The following is a 24,804-nucleotide window of genomic DNA, read 5'->3' on the forward strand; positions in this document are numbered from 1 at the left end:
AAACTCATCAAAAGACGTGGTTTTGGCTATCGAAATGAAGACCGTTTTTTCCTTCGTTTACGTTTAGAAACAGGTCGCTGATTTTGTCACCCACGACTTTTGGTGATGAGCCTAATGTGTTACAATTTATTAAAATACTTTAAAATGAAATGAAAGGAGATTATTGTATGTCCTATATAAACGATTTACAGTATTATATGGATAGTGCTTCAATCGGGATTTTATTTGAACTTCTTTTGGTGACAACTTGTATTTCAACTATTATTTATTTAGTAACTAAAAACCAATATATTTCGTACTTATCGTCTGCACCAATATTTTATTTTCTTTCAATAATTTTGTACCACAATTCACACTTCATTCTGCTTGTCTTAGCCATGACGGTTCAAGCCTCTGTTATTTTATTTATCCAGAAGAAGAACCTACTAAAGATAATTACAATGAAAGACAAAGCTCACGACAGTATTTAAGATGATAGAATAAAGGACTTGTTTTTATGATTTACCAACAAGTCCTTTTACTCTTTTAAACTTAAAATACCGCCTTAAACTCTTCCACATTTTAATGCTCTGGCCCAATCAGATCTATTTTGACCTTCGCTTTGTTTAATAACCTCCGTAGTATCATAAGGAATGCTTAACTGCTCAATAATCCATTCACCATTCCTTTTTTCTACAACTGTATAATTCGCAAACGGTGTACCTGATTCAATCTTATAATAGAATGGTTCAACTTCTTCATAAGCTGGCAAACCAACACTGCCCGGGTTAATAATGATTTTGTTATTAGGTAAATAAACAATCGTTGGTAAATGCGAGTGACCACAAAAAATAATATTTTGAGGAATATCTTTTACTAAATTCATTATTTCCTCTGTCTGTTTTAACGTAACACCATTTGGCGTAATTTCATTCAACATATATAGCTCATCATTTTCAGCTGAAGCATGGCAAAAGTAAAAATCATCTGTCTGAATCGAAAATGGCAGGTTAATCAACCAGCTTTTATGTTCCTCTGAGAGCACATCAATTACATATTGAACGGTTGGATTTTCCGATGAAGACTGTAACAATATCCGATCACAATTTCCACTTACACTTTTAATATTTGTATTCTTTATCATTTCATATGTTTCTAATGGGAATAACGGTCCATAAAGAGTGTCACCTAAATTATATATCTTATCGATACTTCTATATTTTATATCCTCTAACACTGCTTTTAATGCATCTTTATTTCCATGAATATCTGATAGTATAGCTATTTTCACAATATCATCACCTTAATTAGTTTTACATTTCTGGAGTTTCCATACCGAAATTTGCCCACTCCTCTTTAGCTGGACCATAAATACTTGGAACAGATACAGATTAGTCGAGTTTATCAATATATTTATTTAATTCTTCTTGATTAATCTGTCCTTCTATTGTGTATTTCAATATACCTTTAGAATCAAATATAAAAGTTGTTGGATAAGCCCATATTCCAAATGATTTTTGAAGTGTACCATCTAAATCAAGAAATATAGGAAAATTCAAATTGTATGTTTTTTGAAATTTCATGGCATTTTCACTACTATCTTTAGAAGTTGCATTGATCGCTAATAGCTCAATATTTTCAGATTTTTTGTTATAAAATTCCCTTAAATCAGAAGCCTCTTCTTGACAAGGTCCGCACCAAGATGCCCAAAAGTTAACGATTAGGACCTTTCCATTGTATTCTTTAAATGTTGTTGTTGATTCGTCTAATCGTGTTAACTTTGCATCAAAAACAAGCTGTTTTGTGCCATCTTCATTTTCTACTATCGGATTAACTGTTGCTTCTTTTATGAATACATTTTTCAAAACAATTCCTATAAGTAATACGACTAATAAAGCTGAGAAATATAAACCAAAACGCTTTTTAAACTGCATAAATGATCACCTAAATTACCCCTTTTTAAATATCTTTTTCCCTTAAAACGTACCTATATTGAATGTTGATAAGCTAACATTAATTTTTCTTTAGCTTTCTGACCAGCTAATCCTGTTTTTGATAATTCATCAGTTGTTTGACGATCTAAAGATTTAGTAAATTGGTTTAATAAGTTATCTGTCAAAACATCTGACATCTCCCCTGTGCTTTGATCTGTATCTTGTCCCTTTGGTAATTTAGTTTCTTTAATCATTACTCTTTCCCCATCTAATTTAGTTACATAATGACGAATATAACCACCTTCTCTTTTAATTTCATATTTCGCTTTTGCCTGTTTATTTTTATCTAAAAATAAATCTGGAGATAATCTATTTAATTCATCTTTTTTAATCGTATGTATGTAATTATTATTTGTAGATTGGATCCTCATTCTCTTGCCCTCTTTCATTTGTTTTTTCGAAACTTTAAAATACTACTTAGTTAATTTCCCATTATGTAAATCAATTACCATTTTAACCAATTTCATTTATTCGGTCTACTCTCTATAAAGTGTATTTAGCTATCCCCCTTTATATATCCATTGCAGTCTTGCAATGTAACATTTTTTGGCTTCAAAAATTCTTTCGAACAAATCAGTAGTGATTCTCATATTCTTGACGTTTTCCCTTTATAACCGGTTTGTTTATGCGCAATCCATTTGATGCAAAATTTTCCACATAAAAATTGACTTTCAAATTTGTCCAATGTTATATTTACTAATGCAGTAATTTACTAAATTACTAAATTTCGAATTAACAAAGGGGTTGTAAATGATGAAAATACCAACACATTTAAAGCATAAGCCTGTTATAGTTGCTGAAAATTATGCCGATATTGATGGGCGCACTGCTTATCATACAGATGCACAGGGGCTTTCACTTGGCTTAGCTCAATGGAATGACAGAGGCAAGGTTGATATTTCGGCTAAGGTGTGGCGACACACAGGTGGTAAATGGTCACGTCAATCGGAGGAACTACCGCTTCATCGCGTGCTTGACCTCGCTATTTTAGTATGCGAGTCTCAGCTCTATTTTAAGGAAGCTTATCAATACGAAAATTTATATGATGAAGAAAACCCTGTTATTAAACGTGTTGGACTACAGGGTGATGCAATGACAGTGGAAGTATGTACAGAAAATGAACAAATTAAAGAGGATATTCAGCTCTTTAATCAAGCATTAAGTGCGGATGGTGAGCTAATCGGCGAACGCCTACGCACGCTATCACATATTTTAAAGGAAATGGGTTATTAAAACTCATGAGGACATTATAATGAACAAACAAATTTTACAAGATGACAAAAAACTACAAAAAGCTTTTTTTAGCTTTTTGATCCCTGTTATGCTAGCGAATGTGCTGCAATCACTAGGGCAAGTCTTTGGCATGTTTATCGTTGGGCGCAATTTAGGTGTCGATGCACTTGCGGCGATTTCAGCATTTTTTCCGTTCTTCTTCTTTTTAATGGCTTTTGCTATTGGGATTGGCTCAGGTAGCTCGATTTTAGTTGGGCAAACCTATGGGGCTGGTAATCATGAGAAGATGAAAGAAGTTGTAGGAGTAACCCTAGCCTTCACGACGATTATATCTATTGTCGTTGCGCTTTTTGGTGGCTTTTTTATTGAATGGATTTTGCGCTTTATGCACACACCCGCAAATATTTTAGAGATGAGTATTCGCTATGCGCAAATTTTATTTTTCACACTACCGATTATGTTTTGGTATATGGTGTACACAACCTTTATGCGTGGTGTCGGTGACTCTAAAACACCATTCTTATTTTTAGTAGCGAGTGTTATTTTAAATATCATATTCCTACCACCATTAGTTTTTGGCTGGTTTGGTTTGCCTGAGTTTGGCTTAAATGGCGCTGCCTATGCCTCTGTATTATCCAATTTGGTGACGATGCTATTGTTATTCGCCTACCTGCATAAAACAAAGCATATTTTGCGCTTAGACAAATCGATTTTGCAGCATTTTAAATTAAAGAAGGATATTTTAGCTTCTTTATTAAAGCTAGCTATTCCAGCGAGCATTAGTATGGTCGCGATCTCTGTAGCGGAAATTGCCGTAATTGGCTTCGTTAACATCTATGGCTCTGATGCTACTGCCGCTTACGGTGTTGTTAATCAGGTGGCTAGCTATGCACAGGTTCCAGCGATGAGTATTTCTATCGCGACATCTGTATTTGTTGCTCAGGCTTTAGGGGCTAACTCTACGGATATGATTAAAAAAATTCGTCAATTAAGTGTTCGTGTTAACTATATTTTAGGCGGCGCTATTATTTTAATTATGTATTTATTTGCGGAGCCTATTTTATCTTTCTTTATTGATAAACATGATACGGTACTTATCGCCAAGAATTATTTATATATCGCTTTTTGGAGCTATTTAATTTTTGGCCATACACAAACCGTTTCAGCTACAATGCGAGCTACAGGTGTTGTCTTATGGCCTACAATTTTCCTAGTCATCGCAATTTGGGTAGTCGAGGTGCCATTGGCGTTTATGTTATCGCACTACACTACATTCGAGCTAAATGGCGTGTGGTTAGCTTACCCTACTGCCTTCTGTGTGCATTTTGTGTTACAATACGCATACTTCAAGCTAGGCTGGCAAAAACGAACTTTAAAAGCAATGCTGAGCGATTAACCTTTATGATTATGTCTGTAGACAAAGCCGCACACGTAACTTTGTCTACAGCAATTTTTTATAGACGTTTGGGGGTAAATAAATATAAACCAGAATTTGTTGATCCACATAATTAAGCTTTAGGCGGAATTATTCCCGAAACCAATAAGATAAAGAATACTAATCCAATGAAAAAGAATATAATTGAAGCAGTAAATATCGGACCTATTTGATAAGTGAACTGTTCCCTTTTCTGAATGATGCCTGTTTGCCCACTAACTTGAGAAGCAAATACCCTAGACAAGGCTCCACCACTACTAGAAAAGTAAAAAGTGCCCCCAGCAAAAACTATACCAGTGAAAAACATTACCTCAATAAATCTTACGGAGAAAAATGAAGCAATAAAATACGTGATTAAAACTTCTACAATAAATGCCACTATCATAATAATTAAATTTTTACTACGCATATAAACCTAACCCCCCTTCCTAAATTGTATACTCCTTACTCTGTATACGATTAAACAGGAATTAAGTTCCATTTTTAGCTATATTAATAAGATTTCTTTTTTTGTATTCTTTATTGTTAATGGGAGAGAAATTAAATGAATGTTTGATGATTTTTTTGATGAGAATAGGATGTACTAACCTACTTTTCCATTACATCACATCTTTTTTCGCATAAAAAAAAGGCATCCTACTGAAAGGATGCCTTTTTTATGGTTACATCATTAAAATTAAAGTTTTACGATGTTTGTAGCTTGAGGTCCACGTTGACCTTCTTCTACTGAGAATTCAACTTTTTGACCTTCTTCAAGAGTTTTGAAGCCGTCACCTTGGATAGCTGAGAAGTGAGCGAATACGTCATTTCCACCTTCTACTTCGATGAAACCAAAACCTTTTTCTGAGTTAAACCATTTTACTGTACCTTGTGTCATTTGAATGACCTCCATTAATTGTATTAATTAAAATCATATTACCAAAAGAAAATTCACATATTACAAAAAGCATCAAATAAAACACGATTACTCTTTGTAATATGTGAATTTATTGTTCTCTTGAAAACGATTTTATTACATTTACTATATACAATAAAATCACATTTGTCTAGTACTAAAGATGATTTATTAAATAAACAGTTTTCTTTCTAACCTAATACGTCACTAAATAAGTTCAACTAACAAGGTGCGATAATCTTTTTAGATCAACGCACCCCGTTAATAAACTTAGTTTTGACAAACATCTATTGTGGTTTCAATTGCCATTAATTTTAGACCAAGACTAATAAATACAACGCCTGCTACTTTATTCATAATCGTATTAAACAGTTTGCTAACGTTGCTCCATATGTAACAAAAACGTACCATACGAGTACAATAATCGAGAATGTCGCACCTAAAATTAGAAATGGTCATGAACCAAAGCTGTTATCTGCTGAAATGAAATGTGGCAAAAAGGATAAGTAAAACAAAATATTTTTAGGATTCGAAACATTCGTCATTACACCTTGCATATAATCCTTTTTCATAGAGCCGCTAAAGGTACGCTTTACTTATAAGCCCTCGCTTTTTTTGAAAACTGATTTCGCACCAATGTAAGTTAAATAAGTACCACCAATTACTTTAAGTACCGTAAAGAGTACAACTAATTGTGATAAGATAATCGATAGACCAATAGTAGAAAGAATTGTATGAACTACAATGACTTTTGTTTTAGTTATCATGTGAAATGAGGTTTAACAAATAAGTTTTATTAAGCTAACGCATGTCGAAAAAGCATATAATGCACAGCAACCTGTATTAAAAGATATTAATATAACGATTGAAAAAGGCGAATTCTTTGTATTAGTAGGCCCATCTGGTTCAGGTAAAAGTACACTTCTGCGCCTTATTGCTGGCTTAGATAAAATGACGACTGGCACAATACAAATAAATGGAGAAACATTAAATATGGCTTCCCCTCAAGAGCGAAATCTATCAATTGTTTTTCAAAATTATGCACTATATCCTCATGTAACAGTGGAACAAAAGATTTTATTTGGTTTAACAAGAAAGGAAGTTCATTAACAGGAGCAGCAAAAACGTTTGCAGGAAAGTGTTGAACTGCTCAAGCTGACTAATTATTTACATCGAAAACCAAAAGCTTTATCAGGAGGTCAACGTCAACGTGTCGCTCTTGCACGTGCTATTGTGAGCCAATCTCCGCTGTGCCTGATGGACGAACCTTTATCCAATTTAGATACACAATTGCGAACACAAATGCGCACTGAAATCAAACAACTACAAAAAAATTAGACTTAACTACCATTTATGTAACCCACGATCAAACAGTGCCTTTTCGGCAAGTTTTTTTCACACCATACATTATTAAAGTGTTTCATATATAACTTGTCCCATTTGAGTGACGTCATAATCTCCTAATGCGACTACTTCTGAATGGAAATCTGGTGAATTTAAAATCTCTTTTACCGATTCAACCAATAGTTGGTTTTCGGGAGTTTTTAATAGGACAATATCATAACGTTCTCTAACAAGTGGTATAAAGTCAACATCTATGAGTTTTGATATTTTTTCAATGCCTATTCCAATGTCTGCATTGCCGTTTGCGACAGCAGAAGCTACATCTATATGGCTCTTTTCTTCTTCGTTATACCCTTCAATTGAGGATGGAGATATGTGATGAATACGTAATTGCTCATCTAGGAAAGTCCGCGCCCCTGAACCTTTTTCACGATTCATCAATTTTAGTGATTTGGTCTTAAAATCATCCATTGATTGAATTTGCAATGGATTTCCTTTTTTTACATAAAAGCCTGCTCGGCGTGAAATCAGATTGAGAAGAATATAAGAGTGACTTACAAAAATCTTTTTCAAATAAGGTGTATTATATGCTCCTGTATCACCATCGTACAAATGTAAACTCGCAATATCACATTCTCCATTATATAGCGCCATAACACCATTAAAGCTACCTTCATGTGAGCGCAATACTTTATTGGATTGTTTTTTCTCTATATATTTTCCTAATAAGTCTAAGGCTAAGTCTTGTCCGCTAATAATAATTTTTTTATTGTTTGTCGAAGGAGTAGTCGAGGCAGTAGATGCAGTAGGAGTTGCCCCTGTCTTGCTTTTTTGTATATATAACTGTAAATCGTTTCTATCCACACGCATTTGTCGACCTACACGAAAAACAGGTAAATCTCCCTTTTTCACTAAATCGTAGATCGTTAATTTTGAAACCTTTAATAATTGAGCAACCTCTTCAATCGTATAGGAATGTTCATGTGACATGTAAAAAATCTCCCCTTCTGCTTCTATTGAAACTATAGTAACTTAATTATAATATTTTTGGACCATCACCAAAACGTGTGGTTGATTTCCGTCCCGACTGGGCTGTTGGTCACGAAGGCGTTATCACAGGACGTGATGGTTTTAGCCTTCGTTCCTCAATGGCTAATCCCCAAGGAGTCGCCCAGCCGAAACGAAGATCAACTTATTTACATAGTATACGTTTAACAAAACTCACCTACAACTTTTGGTGATGAACCATATTTTTAACATCTTGAATGTTTCTAGCGATTTGGTATTTCTTTTTTAGACATAACTAATTATAATTAGTTATGTCTTGTTATAACGAGTTATAAAAGGAGTATAATCAAAGTGAAAAAGTATTATAGTTTAATAGCTTCATTGGTACTACTGGTCGGCATATTAGCAGGTTGTGGTAGTCAAGAGAGCAACAACAAAACAAACGAGCCTGTTGAATTAACGATTTCCGCAGCAGCTAGTTTACAAGATTCATTAGAAGAGCTTCAAAAAAACTATGAAAATGAACACAATAATATTAAAATCACATTTAACTTTGGTGGCTCTGGTGCTTTACAACAACAAATTTTAGAAGGTGCTCCTGTTGATCTTTTCTTTTCAGCAGCAGAAGATAAGTTTGATGAGCTAGTTCAAAAAGATTTAATCGATAAAAAACAAGGAACTAATCTTTTAGCGAACGAATTAGTATTAATCGTTCCTAAGAAAAATGAAAAACATATTCAATCATTTGAAGATTTAACGAAAGTTGATAAGATTGCCGTTGGAACACCTGAAACGGTTCCTGCTGGCAAATACGGTGTAGAAACATTGAAAAACATGAACCTTTTGGAACATGTAGAATCAAAAGTTGTCTATACAAAAGATGTACGACAAGTTCTTACTTATACAGAAACTGAAAATGTTGATGCAGGTCTGGTTTATAAAACAGATGCCCTTGTGTCAGACAAAGTCGATGTCGTTGCTACAGCCAAAGAAGATACACATACACCTATTATTTATCCTGTAGGCGTTATTAAAGAAAGTAAGCATGCAAAAGAAGTGGAAGATTTTTATCACTATTTACAAAGTGATCAAGCGATGAAAGTATTTAAAAAATATGGTTTTCAAGGAACTCATTAATAGATGAGTACTGATTTCTGGTCACCTCTTAAACTTTCTATCGAGATAGCCCTTGTGTCAGGAATAATTGTCATAGTAGCAGGTACACTATTTGGTAAATGGATGGCAAAACGCAATTTCAAAGGGAAATTATTTCTAGAAACGATGTTACTTTTACCATTAGTTTTGCCTCCTACTGTAGTAGGATTTCTTCTAATTATTATTTTTGGCAAAAACAGTGTGCTAGGTAACTTGATTACATGGCTTTTTAATCAACCCGTTATGTTCACATGGTGGGCGGCTGTCATAGCCTCTACTGTTGTTGCATTTCCTTTAATGTATCAATCTGCAAAAAACGGCTTTGAATCTGTTGATGAGGACATTGAGAACGCTGCACGTGTTGATGGTGCTAATGAATGGCAAGTCTTTTTCTTTATTTCTATCCCTCTTGCATTAAAGTCAATTATCTCAGGTGGAATTTTAAGTTTCACACGAGCTTTAGGTGAATTTGGTGCAACCTTAATGTTTGCTGGAAACCTCCCAGGCAAAACACAAACAACGCCACTTGCTATTTATATGGCGATTGGTTCAGGTGACATGTCACTCGCATGGTCATGGGTGATTTGTATGATAGGTATTTCCTTCCTTATGCTTCTGAGCGTTCATCTCATAAAGGCATAAGGTAAAGCTTTAACCAGTAGACTATCTTTCCCTACTGACGAGCTTTTTCTGGATCAATATAATAAAAGATGTAGTCGGTTCACTAAACTGGACCAACTACATCTTTTCTTTTTATCCTCCACTAATGGGTGGAATAAAGGCGATTGTATCCCCTTTTTTTACAACCGTTGTATCTGTTGCAAATTCCTCATTTACTGCTGTCATGACATGTTGTAACTGAACTTGTGGATATTGTATTTCCATCCATTCTTTAATTTGTCCAATTGTTCTATCTGACAGGTCTACACATAATTTTGACTCGCCTATACTTTCTTGTAAGTGAGCAAATAGTAATATGTTAATCACAAGATCCCTCCTCACTGATGGATGGATTTCCTTTTGGATAAGGGACATTTTCTAATTGATCCCCAATCCATTCGGTCCCATCTTCCCAATACTCTTTTTTCCAAATAGGCACAATTTGTTTAATACGATCAATCGCATATTCATTTGCTTCATAAGCTATTTTACGATGTGGTGATGAAACCGCAATGACTACGGCAATATCCGAAATTTCTAAATGACCAACACGATGTGTAATAGCTACTTTCGCTTCTGGCCATTGTTCTTGTATTTCTTTAGATATTTGTTCAAACATTTTTATAGCCATAGCTGGATAAGCTTGATATTCCAAATGTAGTGTTTTCTTGCCTTGCGTCATTTCACGTACTGTTCCGATGAAAACAGTGATCGCACCAGCATTTCGATCTGTTACTTTTTGTCTAACTTCTTCAACATCAATTGGTTTATCAATAATTTCAAACAACGACGTAGTCATGATTTTCTCCTCATTTCCTGTAATCAATTATGCCTCGGCATAATTGCGTCCGGAATCGGCTTTGTGCTTAGGCCTGCACGATGCAGGTCAGTTAGCCGTTATCGCATGGATGCGATGATTTTAGGCTAACATCCTTTATTGAACTCCTCTCCGATTCCGTGACATCCGCCGGAGGCTTTAGGCCAACACGACGTTGGTCACTCAGTCGTTGCCACAGGACGTGGCGTTCTTAGCCTGAGTTCCTCTATTTCAGCAGATGTCTTTTGTACCGAAAGCGTAGCGACAGGTACAGATGTTAGGACACCCGCTGAAAAGTAACTTAAATCCGCATTTATCTCATCACTATAGAGGTGGGAGACTTCTGATGAAAGAAGTTAGAACTTCCATATATTGTGCTTTTTCTTGAATTGAAAAAGTTGGATAATCTAACGGTTTATTTAGTGGATATGTTGGCCAATAAAGAACACAGACGATATTGCTTACTTTTTGTAGCAAAGACTCATCTTCCGCCTGGCGTAAAAGAACAACCTTCGGATAGTCTTTATTTTTATAGCCTTCAATGAAAATAATATCCATATTAAATGTTTCATAAATAGCTAGTATGTCAGCAAGCTGCCAGCTACTTTGGTGAATACTCATGCGCAAAGTACCTTCTCCCTCAACTGCTGTTACACTTGCGCCAGCCTTCTCATGGCGAATACTATCTTTTGAACTTTCAATCATAGGAATACCACCATGTCCATGATGCTTGATTGTTCCTACACGAAAACCTTCTGTTGTGGCTTGTGTAATGAGTTGTTCCATTAACGTTGTCTTGCCACTATTTTGATAACCTACGATTTGTAAGATTTTTCGATGCTGTCCCATGGCCACTCACTTCCTTGCAAATCTTCTAACAATAAGACAGCTACTTCCATGCCTTTTTCGTAGCCGCGTGATCCACCCGGTAATACAATAAAAGCATTTGCTTCCGCTAAAGAAGAAACCGCACTCGATTTATCAAAACCAGAAGGAACCGCAACTAATTGACCGTTTTCGTAAGAAGCACTAGCACGCACAAAACGGGTAAACGGATTCGGTTTCTTAAAGTCCGCACCTAAAATAGCCTGCTCTCTCCGTAGATGTGGTTGTTTATTACCAAATGCCGTTCGAATAATAGGTCGTGTAAATAGTTCAAAACCAACATAGCAAGCTGATGGATTCCCTGACAGTCCAAATAATAATTGACCATTTCGAGCCGCAACAGTTGTTACACTACCTGGTCGCATTGCTACTTTATTAAACAGTACTTGTGCGTCAATGGCTTCATAAATGGCAGGTAAGTAATCGTAATCACCTACTGATACTCCTCCTGTTGTAATCAGTATATCTACTTCCTGAAGCGCTTTTTCAACAGCTTGAATACATAAATTTAGATCATCGCTAAACTTACCAAAATATTTGACGGTTGCCCCAGCACGTTCAATTTGAGCCATTATCATATAGGCATTGCTATTACGAATTTTTCCTGGCTGCAAAGCATCACTTGGTTCTAGTAATTCACTTCCTGTTGCAATAACGCCAACGATTGGTTTTCGAAAAACAGGTACTTGATCATAGCCAAAAGTAGCAAGTAATGCGACAACACCTGGATTGATGTATTGTCCTTTTTCAATAAGAATTGCGCCTTTTTGAACGTCCTCACCCTTATAGGAAATATTTGTTCCTGCTTCATAAGAGCGTTTAATTGACATATAACGTTGATCGTCTTCTTCAAAGGTTTGCGCCAATTCTAGCATAACGACTGCATCACATCCATGTGGGATAGGAGCTCCTGTCATAATGCGCACCGCTTCTCGATCACCTACTTCTCCATCAAATACATAACCCGCGCCGATTTCCCCCACTACTTTAAAGGTTAATGGATTTTCGGAACAGGCTTCTTGACTATCGACCGAGCGAATAGCATAACCATCATAAGGTGAACGATCGAATGCTGGTACATCTTGGTCCGCAGCTACATCTTCTGCTAAAAAACGTCCATGTGCTTGCTGTAGTGAAACGATCTCTATTTTTTCTTGGAATGCAAACTCCATGACCCGTTGAACCGCTTCCGCAACAGCAATTGGTTTTCTTTTTTCTAACATCTTAGTACACTCCTTTATCCGAATAAACGATAATAAATGGTTTTAGCTTTTTGTATATCTTGTACACCGTGAATGACAACTCGTCCATCTTGGAAAATCACCAGTCGAAAATCTTCTGCTTGGCAAGATAATAAATAGGGATTTTGTTGAATATCACCATAAGGACGAAGTTGGGTAGCGAGCTGATCCAAATTATAGTGAATTGGTTTAGGTGGACGTATTTGAATAGCATCCCGACCACATAATACATTTAATTTTGTTTGATTTTCATATGACAAGTATGGATAGGTCGGATTTTCGCCACAGGATGGGCAATCAGATTTGCGAATTTTTTCTACGTTTATTTCATAATGTTGATTTTGCCAAACATCAAAAGTTAAATAACTTTTGCGTAATGCCTCTTCTTTGCCAACTAAAAACTTTAATACCTCAGCTACTTGATAAGCTGCTACGATTTGCACAGTTGGACTAATAATTCCTACTGTATCGCATGTCATCCCCGTATTGGGCAGCGCTGCTAACAAACAATGTAAACAAGGTGTTTTACCTGGCACAATCGTATAAGTAGCGCCATAACTGCCGATACAAGAACCATAAACCCAAGGAATTTGATATTTTTGCGCAAGATCGTTCATCAAAAAGCGAATATCAAAGTTATCCGTTGCATCCACCATCATATCTACATCTTCAAGCAGTGAAATTAATTGCTCTGTAGACGCATCAACAATATATTCGTTGATTTCTACCTCAGCATTAATGCTTTGTAGTCGTTTTTTTGCAGCGATTACTTTAGGAACTTTTTCTTGCGCATCTTGTTCGGTATATAGTTGTTGTCTTTGTAAATTACTCCACTCTACATAATCACGATCAATAATCGTCAATTTCCCGATGCCTGCCCTTACTAGAGCCTCTGCGCTAGCACTGCCTAAAGCACCAACTCCTATCATCAGTACATGCTTTTCTTTTAGTAGCAGCTGCCCGTTTTCTCCGATTGGGCTGAATAATTGTTGTCTAGAATATCTATTATGCATAAACGCTTTTGCCTTTCTTTCTATGAATTTTAGTTTGACCTTTTCATTTATAGCTTTATAATAAAAGCAATGTTTTTCAGCAAAAACAAACTTTATAAAAGGAGGCCTTTATCTTGCATCCCACACATAGTGAACTTCCTATACGAGCTGCCATTTTAACAGTGAGCGACACACGCACAAAGGCGGATGATCGTGGAGGTCAGTGTATTCAATCATGCCTTCAAGAAGCTTCATTTGAATTAATAGACTACCAACTGTCAAAAGATGAACCGCTTGAAATCTCAAACCATGTACAAAAATGGTGCGATGATCCTACAATTAATACCATTATCGTAACAGGAGGAACAGGATTTACCCCAAGAGACCAAACTTACGACACGATTCTCCCTCTTTTCGAAAAAGAAATGATGGGCTTTGGTGAATTATTTCGAACATTAAGCTACGAAGAAATCGGCCCAAAAGCCATGTTTAGTCGTGCAACAGCAGGTAGTCGCAATAAAACGGCTATCTATGTACTACCAGGTTCCACTAATGCCGTGACACTTGCCATGACAAAACTAATTCTTCCTACTGTGCAACATTTTGTCGGTGAGTTAAATCGCCTATGAACATAGCTGGTGTTGTCTTAGCTGGCGGTCAATCTTCTCGGTACGGTCAACCGAAAATGTTTGAATTATTTGCTGGTCTGCCTTTATATAAGCAAAGTCTCATAGCCTTACAAAAAAATCAACTACATCCTCTCATTATTGCTACGAATGCTAGCTTGCAATCGAAGTTTGTAGAAGAAGATGTCCAATGGGTCATTGAAAAACAGCCTCATCAAGGACCTCTGTTTGCCTTGCATAATATCATGACAAATTTTCCAGAAGTAGAGTGGTTTTTCGTAATAGCAAGTGATATGCCTTTTATTCATGCAGAATTTGTCCAAACTATGCTAACATTTATCGATGATCGTTACGAGGCTATTGTTCCTAAACAAGCTTCAAGACTACAACCTCTTGCTGCTTTATATCGACGCAGCGCTTTACCAAAAGCACAGCAATTAGTCCAACAAAACAAGCGAAGTATGAAAGTCTTGTTAGAGCAACTTCAAGTGTGTTATGTTCCCTTTGAGGAAGACAGCTCAACATTTATCAATATCAATTCACAACAAGATTGGCTACAAACATTGGAAAGGAAATCTAATAATGAGTAATTTTACACACTGGAATGAAGAAGGTCGTCCTAAAATGGTCGACATTTCAGAAAAAACAATCACAAACCGTACAGCGATCGCCCGCAGTACAATCACGTTATCCGATGAGGTCTATCAAGCTATCCAACAAGGAGGCATTAAAAAAGGCGACCCAACGCAAGTGGCACAAATTGCTGGGATTATAGGTGCTAAAAAAACGGCTGATATTATCCCAATGTGCCATCCGATTATGTTACAAGGAACAGATCTGCAATTTGACTATACAAAAGAAGAGGATGGTTACGAACTACACATTCAAGCTACAGTAAAATGTAATGGTAAAACAGGTGTCGAAATGGAAGCACTAACTGCTGTATCCATAGCTGCACTGACTTTTTATGATATGTGTAAAGCCGTCGACAAGTCTATGGTCATTAAGGAAACATACCTTGTTGAAAAAACAGGCGGAAAAAGTGGCGACTTTGTGCATAAATAAACATCAAATCAATTTCGCCTTGGCGTAATTGCGTCCGGATTTTGAATTGTGCTAGCACAATTCATTCCTTTGAAAATCCGTGACATCCGCCGGAGGCTTTATCTTCATTCAGCAGGTACAGGTACTTGGATACCCAATGAAAAGAAACCTTATACGACTCCATATCACCACCTTCTAGGGCAGTAGTTTTCTGCTGAATGAAGATAAAAATTCGGCATTATTTTGCCGTTTTTTTCTTTTTTTTACCATAAATCACTAATACCACTTATTTCGTCTAACCACCGATGTGTGACATTTCAATTTTTGCGCTTTTTCGTTTTTCCATTGTCTGTTCATTTCGTTCATCGGAATAGCGATCTTTTCTATTTTCCCAAACGTTCGAAATGCATTTGGTAATAGTTTCATCATCTTCCCCAGACCTTAACAATTCTCGTAAACTCGTTCCCTCTGTTGCAAATAAACACGTATATAATGTTCCTTCTGCAGAAATACGGGCACGCGAACACGTTGAGCAGAAAGAATCTGTTACAGATGATATCACGCCAATTTCACCTTGGGCATCCTCATATTGATAACGTGTAGCTACTTCCCCTTTATAATTAGGGTCGACAGGATGCAAGGGAGAAAATTGATGGACTTGGTCAACGATTTCTTTCTTCGACAGAACTTCATCTAGCCGCCAACCATTCGAATTACCAACATCCATATATTCAATAAAGCGAAGAATATGCTGTTTCTCTTTAAAATATTCAGCCATTGAAACGATATCTTGCTCATTTTTTCCTTTTTGAACAACCATATTAATCTTAACTTGTAAACCTGCTTCTGCCGCTTTTTCGATACCTTCTAATACCGCTTTCACTTTTCCCCGATGGCCATTCATCTCGAAAAAGCGTTCCTCGTTTAGAGAATCTAGGCTAATAGCTACTCGCGATAAACCAGCTCTCGCCAATTCATTGGCATATTTTTTCAACAATGTGCCATTGGTCGTTAAAGCAATATCCTCCACTCCATCTATGCGATGTATACGTTCAATTAATGTCGGCAGATCACGACGTAGTAAAGGCTCACCACCAGTAATGCGTACTTTTTTCACACCTAATGAAACGAAAATCTTTACTAATCGTTCGATTTCTTCAAAACTCAATATTTTATCGGACGGTAAAAAAGTATAATCTGGACCAAATACTTCTGCAGGCATGCAATATTGACAACGAAAATTACAACGGTCTGTTACTGATATCCTTAAATCTCTTAATGGTCTTTGTAGTTGGTCTCGTAGATTAGTAATTTTAATCTCTTCCTTTCATTTTGATCAATTTCTAGGTAAGTGAATACGTTCTTTGTGTGTATAAATATTAAGTGTATTTTGACGAATAAAGCCTACCGTCGTAATACCGAGTTGCTCTGCCAATTGCAATGCTAATTCTGTTGGAGCCGATTTGGACAGCACAATTTCACAGCCAATTTTCGATACTTTAAGTAAAATTTCAGATGAAATCCTTCCGCTAAATACGATAATTTTATCCTGTATGCTAATGTTATTTTTTAAGCAATAACCATATATTTTATCTAAGGCATTATGGCGCCCAATATCCATTCTACTTAATAAAACACCATTCGCATCACATAGCGCGGCATTATGAACACCACCAGTTTGTTTGAATATTTCAGCCAAATCTTGCATATCGCGCATTAAACGAAAACAATCATCTGTTGTAATACGCACATGAATGCCTTCCATTTTTTTAGCCACTAATGCATCATTAGCAAAAACAAACCCTTGGCGGCTCATGCCACAACAAGAAGTAATGTAACGTTTATTTTGAATTTCTTGAAAGTAAGGATTCACACGCTTTGTTTTAACATGTACAAAACCTTCTTTTTCTTGGTGCCAAATATCTTCAATATCTTCGTAACCACGAATAATTCGTTCAGAAGCCAAATAGCCAATAACCATATCTTCTACATACTCTGGTGTACAAACCATCGTTACAAATTCTTGCTCATTAATCTTCACTGTGACAGCATATTCTGTGACAATAGTATCTTCTATTTCTTTTATTTGATTACCTTCAACACGTATTATTTCTCTAGTTACAGCGCGTTCCATATGGCATCCCCTTTATTCACTAATATTATCTTCAAAAACAAAGACAGAAATAGCAAAATCTTCTTCAATTTTGATATCTGAAAATAAATGGAGTAACTTAGTGCCCATCAATTCTTCCATGCCTTCTGGAGGTGATTTTGTATACAAATCTTGAATCATTCTTGTACGTGCAGCATGAACCATTTTTAACCCTTCAGGCGTACTCGCAATAAATTTTTCTGTCGGTGTGATATTACCATATAAAGTTGAGACAGCCATGTTCTCTACGAAAACAGTATGAATACTCTCTGGTCCTTTTCCAAATATATCTTTGCGTAGTTTTCGAATAATGTCGTTGAACTCATGCACTTTTTTTGACATTTTAACGATTCTCCCAACGTAATTAATCTTTTTTTCCTATGTTCATGGGGGTCACCCTTACAGTTTGTTAATAATATAGCAACTTAAATAAAAATTAAAGAGAAAATATCCGATGATAATTATTCTCAATTATCGATCAATTTCGCCTTGGCGTAATTGCGTCCGGATTTTGAATTGTGCCTGCACAATTCATTCCTTTTAAAATCCGTGACATCCGCCGGAGGCTTTATCTTCATTCAGTAGATGGTGAACACCTATTGAAAAAGAAACTACATCTGATTCATCTAAGCACCTTCTGAGAGGGATATCCTACTGAATGGAGATAATTTTTATTATTATTATTGTCCATTTTGGCTGAAAAGGCTATAATAATTGGTATTACATATGGAATGAAAGTATTTTGATTCCTATGTCATGGTTTCATACAACTAAGTTTGAACTATAGGCATGGTGGTTTTAATATTTATATTCTATAGTTATATTGAATAAAAAATAAAAGTTGATTGAATTTTTAGCAAGGCCTGTTAAGAATTTTATCCACCATGAATAAATAGCATGTTAATACATGCCTTTTCATGGTGGATTTTTTTATTTTTCAGCAATATCAACATCGACAACAAATAATAAATGTTTCTTCATCTATATTGGTGTAGAGATTGGACAAATTGGGAAACGACATTATAACAAGACAATTTTTTAAAAATAACAAGACAATCAAAATAAAAAAACTCGTAACTCTATTCCCGATTTATCCTAAGTATTAACCAGTTGTCAAATAAGTCTCAAAGAGCAAAAGGAGGAAAATACCTTGACTACAATTAAAATTAATGGCCAACCGTATGATGTAGCAGAGGGAGCTACAATACTTGATACCATTAATCAAAATGGCATCGCCCATCCACAAATTTGTCATGTACCATCTGTTGATCCTATCGAAACTTGTGATACATGTATCGTTGAAGTGAATGGCCAATTAGTTCGCTCTTGTTCAACAAAAGCAGTAAACGGCATGGATATCCAACTTACTTCTGATCAAGCGAAAGCTGCACAAACAGAAGCGATGGATCGTTTACTAGAAAATCATTTACTGTACTGTACAGTTTGTGATAATAACAATGGAAATTGTACATTACACAACACAGCAGAATTAATGGAAATCGAACATCAAAAATATCCTTATCAACCAAAAGTTGAACCACATGAAGTAGACATGTCGCACCCGTTTTATCGATATGATCCAAACCAATGTATCGCATGTGGACAATGTGTAGAGGTTTGTCAAAACTTACAAGTTAACGAAACATTATCTCTTGACTGGGAAGCCGAAAGACCAAAAGTAGTTTGGGATGAAGGCGTTGCCATTAACGATTCTTCATGTGTAGGCTGTGGACAATGTGTTACCGTTTGTCCATGTAATGCCTTAATGGAAAAATCAATGCTTGGTGAAGCTGGTTTTATGACGGGACTTAAACAAGAAACATTAGATCCGATGATTAGTTTAATTAAGGAAGTCGAGCCTGGCTATAGCGGTATTTTCGCTGTTTCTGAAGTCGAAGCTGCTATGCGTAGTAAACGTACGAAGAAAACAAAAACAGTTTGTACTTTCTGTGGAGTAGGTTGTTCGTTCGAAGTTTGGACAAAAGACCGCAAAATTTTAAAAGTGCAACCTTCTGACGGTCCTGTAAATGCAATTTCTACTTGTGTAAAAGGAAAATTCGGTTGGGACTTCATCAACTCTGAAGAACGAATTACAAAACCATTAATTCGTAAAAATGATGCATTTGTTGAATCTTCATGGGATGAAGCGCTTGACTTAATTGCTACTAAACTAGGTGGCATTCAAAAAGAATATGGCTCTGGTTCTGTCGGCTTTATTTCTTCTTCAAAAATTACAAACGAAGAAAACTACTTAATTCAAAAAATGGCACGTCAATTATTCGAAACAAACGATGTCGATAACTGCTCACGCTATTGTCAATCTCCAGCTACAGATGGCCTACTACGCACAGTTGGTATAGGTGGCGACGCTGGAACGATCAAAGATATCGCAAAAGCGGGCCTTATTATTATTGTTGGGGCAAACCCTGCAGAAGGTCACCCGGTTTTAGCAACCCGCGTAAAACGTGCCCATAAATTACACGGTCAAAAATTAATTGTTGCCGACGTTCGTAAACATGAAATGGCTGAGCGTTCTGATATTTTCATGCGCCCAAAACAAGGTACAGACCAAGTATGGTTAATGGCCGTTACAAAATATATGATCGATCAAGGTTGGCATGATGAAGCCTTCATTAAAGAGAACGTGCACTTCTTTGATGATTTTAAAGATGTACTTGAAACATACACACTAGAATATGCAGAAAAAGAAACGGGCATTTCAAAAGAAACGTTGATAAATGTTGCTGAAATGATTCGTGATGCTGACGGTACATGTGTACTTTGGGGTATGGGTGTTACACAAAATACAGGTGGCTCATATACATCAGCTGCAATTTCTAACCTACTTCTAGCTACTGGTAACTATCGTCGTCCAGGTGCAGGTGCCTACCCTCTTCGTGGTCACAACAATGTTCAAGGTGCTTGTGATATGGGTACACTACCAAATCTATTACCAGGTAATCAAAAAGTAATAGACGACGAAGCACGTAAGAAATTTGAAGAAGCATATGGTGTAAAAATCAAACCTGAACCAGGTCGTACGAATATGGCAATGTTAGATGCGATCATGGAAGGTAAAATGAAAGCAATGTATTTAGTTGGGGAAGATATGGCACTTGTAGATTGCGATGCTAACCATGTAGATAAAGTACTTTCACAATTAGACTTCTTTGTTGTACAAGATTGCTTCCTTTCACGTACAGCACAATATGCGGATGTTATTTTACCAGCAGCACCTTCTCTTGAAAAAGAAGGTACTTTCACGAATACAGAGCGTCGTGTACAACGACTATATCAAGTATTACCAACACTTGGTGAATCAAAAGCCGATTGGGAAATCCTTCAATTAGTAGCACGTCGCCTAGGTGCTGACTGGAATTACAGTCACCCAAGTGAAATCTTTGCTGAAATGGCTAGTCTTGCTCCATTCTTCTCGCAAGCGAACTATGATGTATTAGAAAATTGGGGTAGCTTCTGTTGGGGTAGCCATGATGGTAAAGACACACCTTTACTATATGAGGATGGCTTTAACTTCCCTGACAAAAAAGCTCGTTTTGCGTTAAATGATTGGATCCGACCAGTTGAATATGAAGCGCAATATGATTGCCATATTAACAACGGTCGTATGCTTGAACATTTCCATGAAGGTAATATGACAAATAAATCAAAAGGTATTCAATCGAAAGTACCTGAAATTTTTGTTGAAGTATCACCAGAACTAGCAAAAGAACGCGGCATTGAAGATGGAGCTCTTCTTCGCTTAGTGTCTCCTCAAGGCGCATTAAAATTAAATGCCCTAGTGACGGATCGCGTACAAGGAAATGAACTTTTCTTACCTATGAACTCTGTTAGCAAAGATTCGGCGATTAATTTCTTAACGGGTCCAGCTGCAGACATCAATACATCGACACCGGCGTACAAACAAACAAAAGTACGCGTAGAAGTATTGAAACAAAAAGGAAAATCGCCACTTCCTAGAACAAACCCGCGTTATAAAAAACGTCATCCACAAAATGGTGTTGAGGTAGAACGCAAATGGAATCGTCCTGGCTACGTTCACCTAACAACTAACGAAAGGGAGTGAGTTCATGGCAGCACCAATTACGACAATTCAAAAAGCGGAAAAAACAGAAGAACAACTAAAGGAAGAAAAGTTAGGGAATTTAAAGCAACTTCTTTCTGAGAATGAAGAAATGGTGAACCAGGTCTTTACGATCATGGCAGAACTAAATGATATTGGAGCACTAGAAGCAGCTACGAAACTACTGGAAGCAAAAGAAGAGGTTGCCCATATTGCTCTTGGTCAATTAACGCGTAAGCCTGTTACGAATATCATCAACAACTTAATGGGTGTTGCGGGAGCATTAACCGAATTGAACCCAGAAACAACAACAAAGCTTATTGAAGGCTTAAATACTGGCTTAGATGAAGCGAACAAAGCCGTTGAATCTGACGAAAAAGTTAGTGCCTTTAAGCTGTTCAAAATGCTCAACGATCCTGATGTTAATCGTGCTGTGAATTTTGGCGCTCACTTCTTAAAAGGGCTAGGCAAAGGCCTAAAATAGGAAGGGGTTTCTGATATGCTAACGAACGAACACATTTTAAAAACTTTGCAGAAAGTCGATGATCCAGAGCTTCATAAAAGCATCGTTGACTTGAATATGGTACGCAATATTCAAGTCAACGGTACGGATATCTCACTTGATATTGTCTTGACTATTCAAGGTTGTCCTTTAAAAGCTAAAATTCAACAAGATGTTGAAGAAGCGTTAAAAACGATCGGTGCATCAAAAATCTCCATCACATTTGGTTCTATGACAGATGACGAACGTCGTAGTTTAACAGCTTCTTTAAAATCAGAAAAAGTTACGGATAAAGGTATGCCTAAAATGCTGCTACCCGATTCTGGTGTCAAATTTATTGCAGTTACTAGTGGTAAAGGTGGCGTCGGGAAGTCAACCGTGACGATTAACTTAGCAGTAGCTCTTGCCCGTCTTGGCAAACGTGTAGGTATTTTAGATGCAGACATATATGGATTCAGTATTCCTGCCATGATGAAGATTCATCAAAAGCCAACAATGATTGACCAAACAGCTATTCCAGTAATAAGTCATGGTGTAAAAATCATGTCGATGGGCTTCTATACTAACGACAACCAACCTGTCATGTGGCGTGGGCCAATGCTCAACAAATGGATTCGCAATTTCCTTGTCAATACACATTGGGGTGAATTAGATTATCTTCTCATCGATTTACCACCTGGTACAGGAGATGTAGCCATTGATATGGCGGCAATGATTCCACAAGCACAGGAAATTATTGTAACAACACCGCATCTTGCAGCTTCTCATGTTGCTTCTCGTGCAGGTCTAATGGCTCAACATACAAAACACACGATTCTCGGTGTTGTTGAAAACATGGCTTACTTTGAAAATGCAAATGGTGAAAAGAATTATTTATTCGGTCAAGGTGGCGCCGAAAAATTAGCAGATGAGCTTCAGACAAATATTATTGCTCAAATCCCATTTGCGCAGCCTGAGGAAAATACAGGTTCTTCCGTTTACGACGAAGACTCCATTATCGGTGAAGTATTTACGCACCTTGCAGAAGATATTATTTATTAATAAACCAATAAAAACCCTTGACTCGTTTTTACACGAGACAAGGGTTTTTATTAGTGTAACAAGGTTCTAACGAAACACTCCCCTACTATTTAGTTCAATAACCAGCCTTTTTTAAAACTTGCATAAAATAAAAACGATACGTATTTTTAACGAAAGTATCTAAAGGCAGTCCAACATTTAATTGATACTTTGTAAAAATAAAATAAAAACGCTTATCCCATTTTAAACGTAATAATTCCCCAGCATCTTCACCATATTTCTCAGTAAATTCCTCAATTAAAGGTTCAATCATATAGTAGCAATAGTCTTTTAAGTTTGCGAGGGCTTCTATATCTTTCTCCTTTTGAAAACGCGTAATCCAATCTTCTAATTGTTCGTTCATTGTAAAATCCATCTCACTTTATATTGAGTTTCTTCCTATTATATTATAACTCTTTTTATAAGCTTTCGCTTCTTAGATATTTTGTTTTGGGTCGATAAAATAATGAGCTTTAAATCTATTCAACATTTAAGATGCTCACCTAATGAATAATAACTTGTTGATTAGATTGTATCCTCTTTTTTTCTGTAAAAAAAACTTTTCATCATTGGGTTGGGAGTCCGAAAACTCATGAATGTTTTATTGTTATGTCAAAAAGTCAAATAGATTTTTGAATATCCAAAATAGCTAATAATATGAAGTATTAATAAGGATTTTTTTACTACGAAAGTTGAGTTATAATAAAAAGGTTATAGGTCTTTTAATAAAAGGAGTAATTACATGGCTGGAAAACAAATTAACCCAAAATTTATTCAAGCATTAACAAATCAAGAAATCACTGAAATCCCATCATCCCCTACGTTCAAGTATTTAGGCGGGACATATGTAAAGTCAATCGTCGATAATTTTAAAAAAGTAATGACTCAGCATGAAAAAAATGAAATCATGATGACTTGCAAAAGCTGTAACAAATCAGGTAAATATAATATTGGAACTATGTACATCGATGTTCCCACAAATAACCAAAATATGCAGAAACCAGAACAACAGTACACTGGGTATTTCCGTTGTAAGCATTGCAATGCTGCTGGACAGTGGGAAGAGTCGTCAGAGCTATATATATTTAGCATTGCAGCTCTATTGGCACCCGATAACGAAAATACCTTTGTTCAATTTGGTGAAATGCAACTTTTTGATGGAACTTCACCAAAATATGCTACAGATGGAGAAGAACATCTCTTACATTTAATTTCCTCTTCACCAAGCAACGCTTTATTATGGAATAAACTAGGTAATTTATACTTTACTGGTGCGAGACCTGAACTTGCAATGGCAGCTTTTGAAAAATCTATTGCTATCGATCCAAAGCAAATAGAGTCACACCTGTCTATTGCCAATATTCTTAAAGACATTAAGGATTATCAACATACTATTCATCATTTGCATCAGATGATGTTATTCGCGGAGCATTATGAGCATCTTAATGCAAATCGTTTAAGAGATTTATTAGCGTACGGAATTTGCACATGTTTCATCGCTTCGGTTGAATCAAAACAGAAATATTCACCGATTCCTACAAAAGAGCAAGTAATGTCAGCTAATAGAGAAATTAATCTAGCTACTGAAGAACTCATTCAAGGTATTGAATTAAATTCTGATGACGTAACTTCATTTTATCCGCTCGCCGAAGCATTTATGGGAAAACGAGCTCAAGAGTTAAATTAGAAGATACTATTAATT

General features: G+C 36.3%; 27 protein-coding genes and 2 pseudogenes. 13 read left to right on the forward strand and 16 right to left on the reverse strand.

Annotated elements, in window-relative coordinates; genetic code table 11:
- Positions 1–167 precede the first annotated feature (167 nt).
- Positions 168–470, forward strand: coding sequence for a hypothetical protein (locus AMS59_RS16675; protein WP_053484863.1), 303 nt, complete (start codon positions 168–170; stop codon positions 468–470).
- A 74-nt stretch (positions 471–544) separates the two neighbouring features.
- Here the strand turns inward: AMS59_RS16675 and AMS59_RS16680 are convergent, their stop codons facing one another.
- From AMS59_RS16680 to AMS59_RS16690, 3 genes are all read right to left on the reverse strand, one after another.
- Positions 545–1,270 (reverse strand): metallophosphoesterase, encoded by a 726-nt coding sequence (locus tag AMS59_RS16680; protein ID WP_053484864.1) that lies wholly within the window; start codon positions 1,268–1,270, stop codon positions 545–547.
- A 100-nt stretch (positions 1,271–1,370) separates the two neighbouring features.
- Positions 1,371–1,913 (reverse strand): TlpA disulfide reductase family protein, encoded by a 543-nt coding sequence (locus AMS59_RS16685; RefSeq protein WP_053484865.1) that lies wholly within the window; start codon positions 1,911–1,913, stop codon positions 1,371–1,373.
- Between the two features lie 53 nt (positions 1,914–1,966).
- Positions 1,967–2,344 carry a hypothetical protein gene (locus tag AMS59_RS16690; RefSeq protein WP_053484866.1) on the reverse strand — a complete coding sequence of 126 codons (378 nt, stop codon included), beginning with the start codon at positions 2,342–2,344 and terminating at the stop codon, positions 1,967–1,969.
- Positions 2,345–2,726: 382 nt separating this feature from the next.
- Between AMS59_RS16690 and AMS59_RS16695 the strand changes: the two genes are divergently transcribed.
- Both AMS59_RS16695 and AMS59_RS16700 read left to right on the forward strand, forming a co-directional pair.
- Complete coding sequence (locus AMS59_RS16695; protein ID WP_053484867.1) at positions 2,727–3,206, forward strand: DUF6530 family protein; 480 nt, start codon at positions 2,727–2,729, stop codon at positions 3,204–3,206.
- 19 nt (positions 3,207–3,225) lie between these two features.
- Positions 3,226–4,602, forward strand: coding sequence for an MATE family efflux transporter (locus AMS59_RS16700; protein WP_053484868.1), 1,377 nt, complete (start codon positions 3,226–3,228; stop codon positions 4,600–4,602).
- A 112-nt stretch (positions 4,603–4,714) separates the two neighbouring features.
- On the opposite strand, the gene AMS59_RS16705 is transcribed toward AMS59_RS16700, so the two are convergent.
- The 3 genes and pseudogenes from AMS59_RS16705 to AMS59_RS27040 all read right to left on the reverse strand — a co-directional run bounded on the left by AMS59_RS16705 (position 4,715) and on the right by AMS59_RS27040 (position 6,303).
- Positions 4,715–5,050, reverse strand: a complete 336-nt coding sequence (locus tag AMS59_RS16705) for a hypothetical protein (RefSeq protein WP_053484869.1) — start codon at positions 5,048–5,050, stop codon at positions 4,715–4,717.
- 267 nt (positions 5,051–5,317) lie between these two features.
- Entirely contained in the window at positions 5,318–5,518 is a 201-nt protein-coding gene (locus tag AMS59_RS16710; protein WP_053484870.1) for a cold-shock protein, read from the reverse strand.
- 473 nt (positions 5,519–5,991) lie between these two features.
- Positions 5,992–6,303, reverse strand: a pseudogene (locus tag AMS59_RS27040) (LysE family translocator).
- A 19-nt stretch (positions 6,304–6,322) separates the two neighbouring features.
- Between AMS59_RS27040 and AMS59_RS24445 the strand changes: the two are divergent.
- Positions 6,323–6,906 (forward strand): annotated as a pseudogene (locus AMS59_RS24445) (ABC transporter ATP-binding protein); the annotation flags it as partial.
- 40 nt (positions 6,907–6,946) lie between these two features.
- Here the strand turns inward: AMS59_RS24445 and AMS59_RS16720 are convergent.
- Positions 6,947–7,870 (reverse strand): helix-turn-helix transcriptional regulator, encoded by a 924-nt coding sequence (locus AMS59_RS16720; RefSeq protein ID WP_053484872.1) that lies wholly within the window; start codon positions 7,868–7,870, stop codon positions 6,947–6,949.
- Positions 7,871–8,239: 369 nt separating this feature from the next.
- Here AMS59_RS16720 and modA point away from each other — a divergent pair, with 369 nt between their 5' ends.
- Together modA and modB are read left to right on the forward strand one after the other, a co-directional pair.
- The gene (modA, locus tag AMS59_RS16725; protein WP_053484873.1) at positions 8,240–9,025 is read left to right on the forward strand and encodes a molybdate ABC transporter substrate-binding protein; all 786 of its coding nucleotides are present in this window, start codon (positions 8,240–8,242) and stop codon (positions 9,023–9,025) included.
- A gap of 3 nt (positions 9,026–9,028) precedes the next feature.
- The gene (gene modB / locus AMS59_RS16730) at positions 9,029–9,685 is read left to right on the forward strand and encodes a molybdate ABC transporter permease subunit (protein WP_053484874.1); all 657 of its coding nucleotides are present in this window, start codon (positions 9,029–9,031) and stop codon (positions 9,683–9,685) included.
- 111 nt (positions 9,686–9,796) lie between these two features.
- Here the strand turns inward: modB and moaD are convergent, their stop codons facing one another.
- The 5 genes from moaD to AMS59_RS16755 all read right to left on the reverse strand — a co-directional run bounded on the left by moaD (position 9,797) and on the right by AMS59_RS16755 (position 13,659).
- A complete protein-coding gene (moaD, locus tag AMS59_RS16735; RefSeq protein ID WP_053484875.1) occupies positions 9,797–10,030 on the reverse strand; it encodes a molybdopterin converting factor subunit 1 in 234 nt (77 codons plus the stop codon).
- Positions 10,023–10,502, reverse strand: coding sequence for a molybdenum cofactor biosynthesis protein MoaE (locus tag AMS59_RS16740; RefSeq protein ID WP_053484876.1), 480 nt, complete (start codon positions 10,500–10,502; stop codon positions 10,023–10,025). The genes moaD and AMS59_RS16740 overlap by 8 nt, the downstream gene beginning before the upstream one ends.
- Before the next feature lie 342 nt (positions 10,503–10,844).
- Positions 10,845–11,375: a molybdopterin-guanine dinucleotide biosynthesis protein B gene (mobB, locus tag AMS59_RS16745; RefSeq protein WP_304438254.1), complete on the reverse strand. Its 531-nt coding sequence runs from the start codon at positions 11,373–11,375 to the stop codon at positions 10,845–10,847.
- A complete protein-coding gene (gene glp / locus AMS59_RS16750) occupies positions 11,336–12,628 on the reverse strand; it encodes a gephyrin-like molybdotransferase Glp (RefSeq protein ID WP_053484878.1) in 1,293 nt (430 codons plus the stop codon). The genes mobB and glp overlap by 40 nt, the downstream gene beginning before the upstream one ends.
- A 14-nt stretch (positions 12,629–12,642) precedes the next feature.
- Positions 12,643–13,659 (reverse strand): thiazole biosynthesis adenylyltransferase ThiF, encoded by a 1,017-nt coding sequence (locus tag AMS59_RS16755; protein ID WP_053484879.1) that lies wholly within the window; start codon positions 13,657–13,659, stop codon positions 12,643–12,645.
- A gap of 113 nt (positions 13,660–13,772) precedes the next feature.
- On the opposite strand from AMS59_RS16755, the gene AMS59_RS16760 reads away from it, so the two are divergent.
- From AMS59_RS16760 to moaC, 3 genes are read left to right on the forward strand one after another with little or no spacing between them, the layout of a single operon-like run.
- Positions 13,773–14,267 (forward strand): molybdenum cofactor biosynthesis protein B, encoded by a 495-nt coding sequence (locus AMS59_RS16760; protein WP_053484880.1) that lies wholly within the window; start codon positions 13,773–13,775, stop codon positions 14,265–14,267.
- Positions 14,264–14,854 (forward strand): molybdenum cofactor guanylyltransferase, encoded by a 591-nt coding sequence (locus AMS59_RS16765; RefSeq protein WP_053484881.1) that lies wholly within the window; start codon positions 14,264–14,266, stop codon positions 14,852–14,854. Before AMS59_RS16760 ends, AMS59_RS16765 begins: the two co-directional genes overlap by 4 nt.
- On the forward strand, positions 14,847–15,329 hold the full coding sequence (gene moaC / locus AMS59_RS16770; RefSeq protein ID WP_053484882.1) for a cyclic pyranopterin monophosphate synthase MoaC: 483 nt from the start codon (positions 14,847–14,849) through the stop codon (positions 15,327–15,329). The genes AMS59_RS16765 and moaC overlap by 8 nt, the downstream gene beginning before the upstream one ends.
- A 274-nt stretch (positions 15,330–15,603) precedes the next feature.
- On the opposite strand, the gene moaA is transcribed toward moaC, so the two are convergent.
- The 3 genes from moaA to AMS59_RS16785 are packed head-to-tail and all read right to left on the reverse strand — an operon-like array spanning position 15,604 to position 17,802.
- A complete protein-coding gene (gene moaA / locus AMS59_RS16775) occupies positions 15,604–16,620 on the reverse strand; it encodes a GTP 3',8-cyclase MoaA (protein WP_082337551.1) in 1,017 nt (338 codons plus the stop codon).
- Between the two features lie 24 nt (positions 16,621–16,644).
- On the reverse strand, positions 16,645–17,442 hold the full coding sequence (fdhD, locus tag AMS59_RS16780; protein WP_053484884.1) for a formate dehydrogenase accessory sulfurtransferase FdhD: 798 nt from the start codon (positions 17,440–17,442) through the stop codon (positions 16,645–16,647).
- A gap of 12 nt (positions 17,443–17,454) precedes the next feature.
- Entirely contained in the window at positions 17,455–17,802 is a 348-nt protein-coding gene (locus AMS59_RS16785; protein ID WP_053484885.1) for a DUF2294 domain-containing protein, read from the reverse strand.
- 808 nt (positions 17,803–18,610) lie between these two features.
- Between AMS59_RS16785 and fdhF the strand changes: the two genes are divergently transcribed.
- From fdhF to AMS59_RS16800, 3 genes are read left to right on the forward strand one after another with little or no spacing between them, the layout of a single operon-like run.
- Positions 18,611–21,544, forward strand: coding sequence for a formate dehydrogenase subunit alpha (fdhF, locus tag AMS59_RS16790; RefSeq protein ID WP_053484886.1), 2,934 nt, complete (start codon positions 18,611–18,613; stop codon positions 21,542–21,544).
- A gap of 4 nt (positions 21,545–21,548) precedes the next feature.
- Positions 21,549–22,025, forward strand: a complete 477-nt coding sequence (locus AMS59_RS16795; RefSeq protein WP_053484887.1) for a DUF1641 domain-containing protein — start codon at positions 21,549–21,551, stop codon at positions 22,023–22,025.
- A 15-nt stretch (positions 22,026–22,040) separates the two neighbouring features.
- Entirely contained in the window at positions 22,041–23,084 is a 1,044-nt protein-coding gene (locus AMS59_RS16800; RefSeq protein WP_053484888.1) for an Mrp/NBP35 family ATP-binding protein, read from the forward strand.
- A 94-nt stretch (positions 23,085–23,178) separates the two neighbouring features.
- Here the strand turns inward: AMS59_RS16800 and AMS59_RS16805 are convergent, their stop codons facing one another.
- Positions 23,179–23,466 carry a hypothetical protein gene (locus AMS59_RS16805; protein WP_053485111.1) on the reverse strand — a complete coding sequence of 96 codons (288 nt, stop codon included), beginning with the start codon at positions 23,464–23,466 and terminating at the stop codon, positions 23,179–23,181.
- A gap of 378 nt (positions 23,467–23,844) precedes the next feature.
- Here AMS59_RS16805 and AMS59_RS16810 point away from each other — a divergent pair, with 378 nt between their 5' ends.
- Positions 23,845–24,789, forward strand: coding sequence for a hypothetical protein (locus tag AMS59_RS16810; RefSeq protein ID WP_053484889.1), 945 nt, complete (start codon positions 23,845–23,847; stop codon positions 24,787–24,789).
- The last annotated feature ends 15 nt before the right edge of the window (positions 24,790–24,804 follow it).

This window comes from Lysinibacillus sp. FJAT-14745, assembly GCF_001275675.1.
Classification (GTDB): Bacteria; Bacillota; Bacilli; order Bacillales_A; family Planococcaceae; genus Lysinibacillus.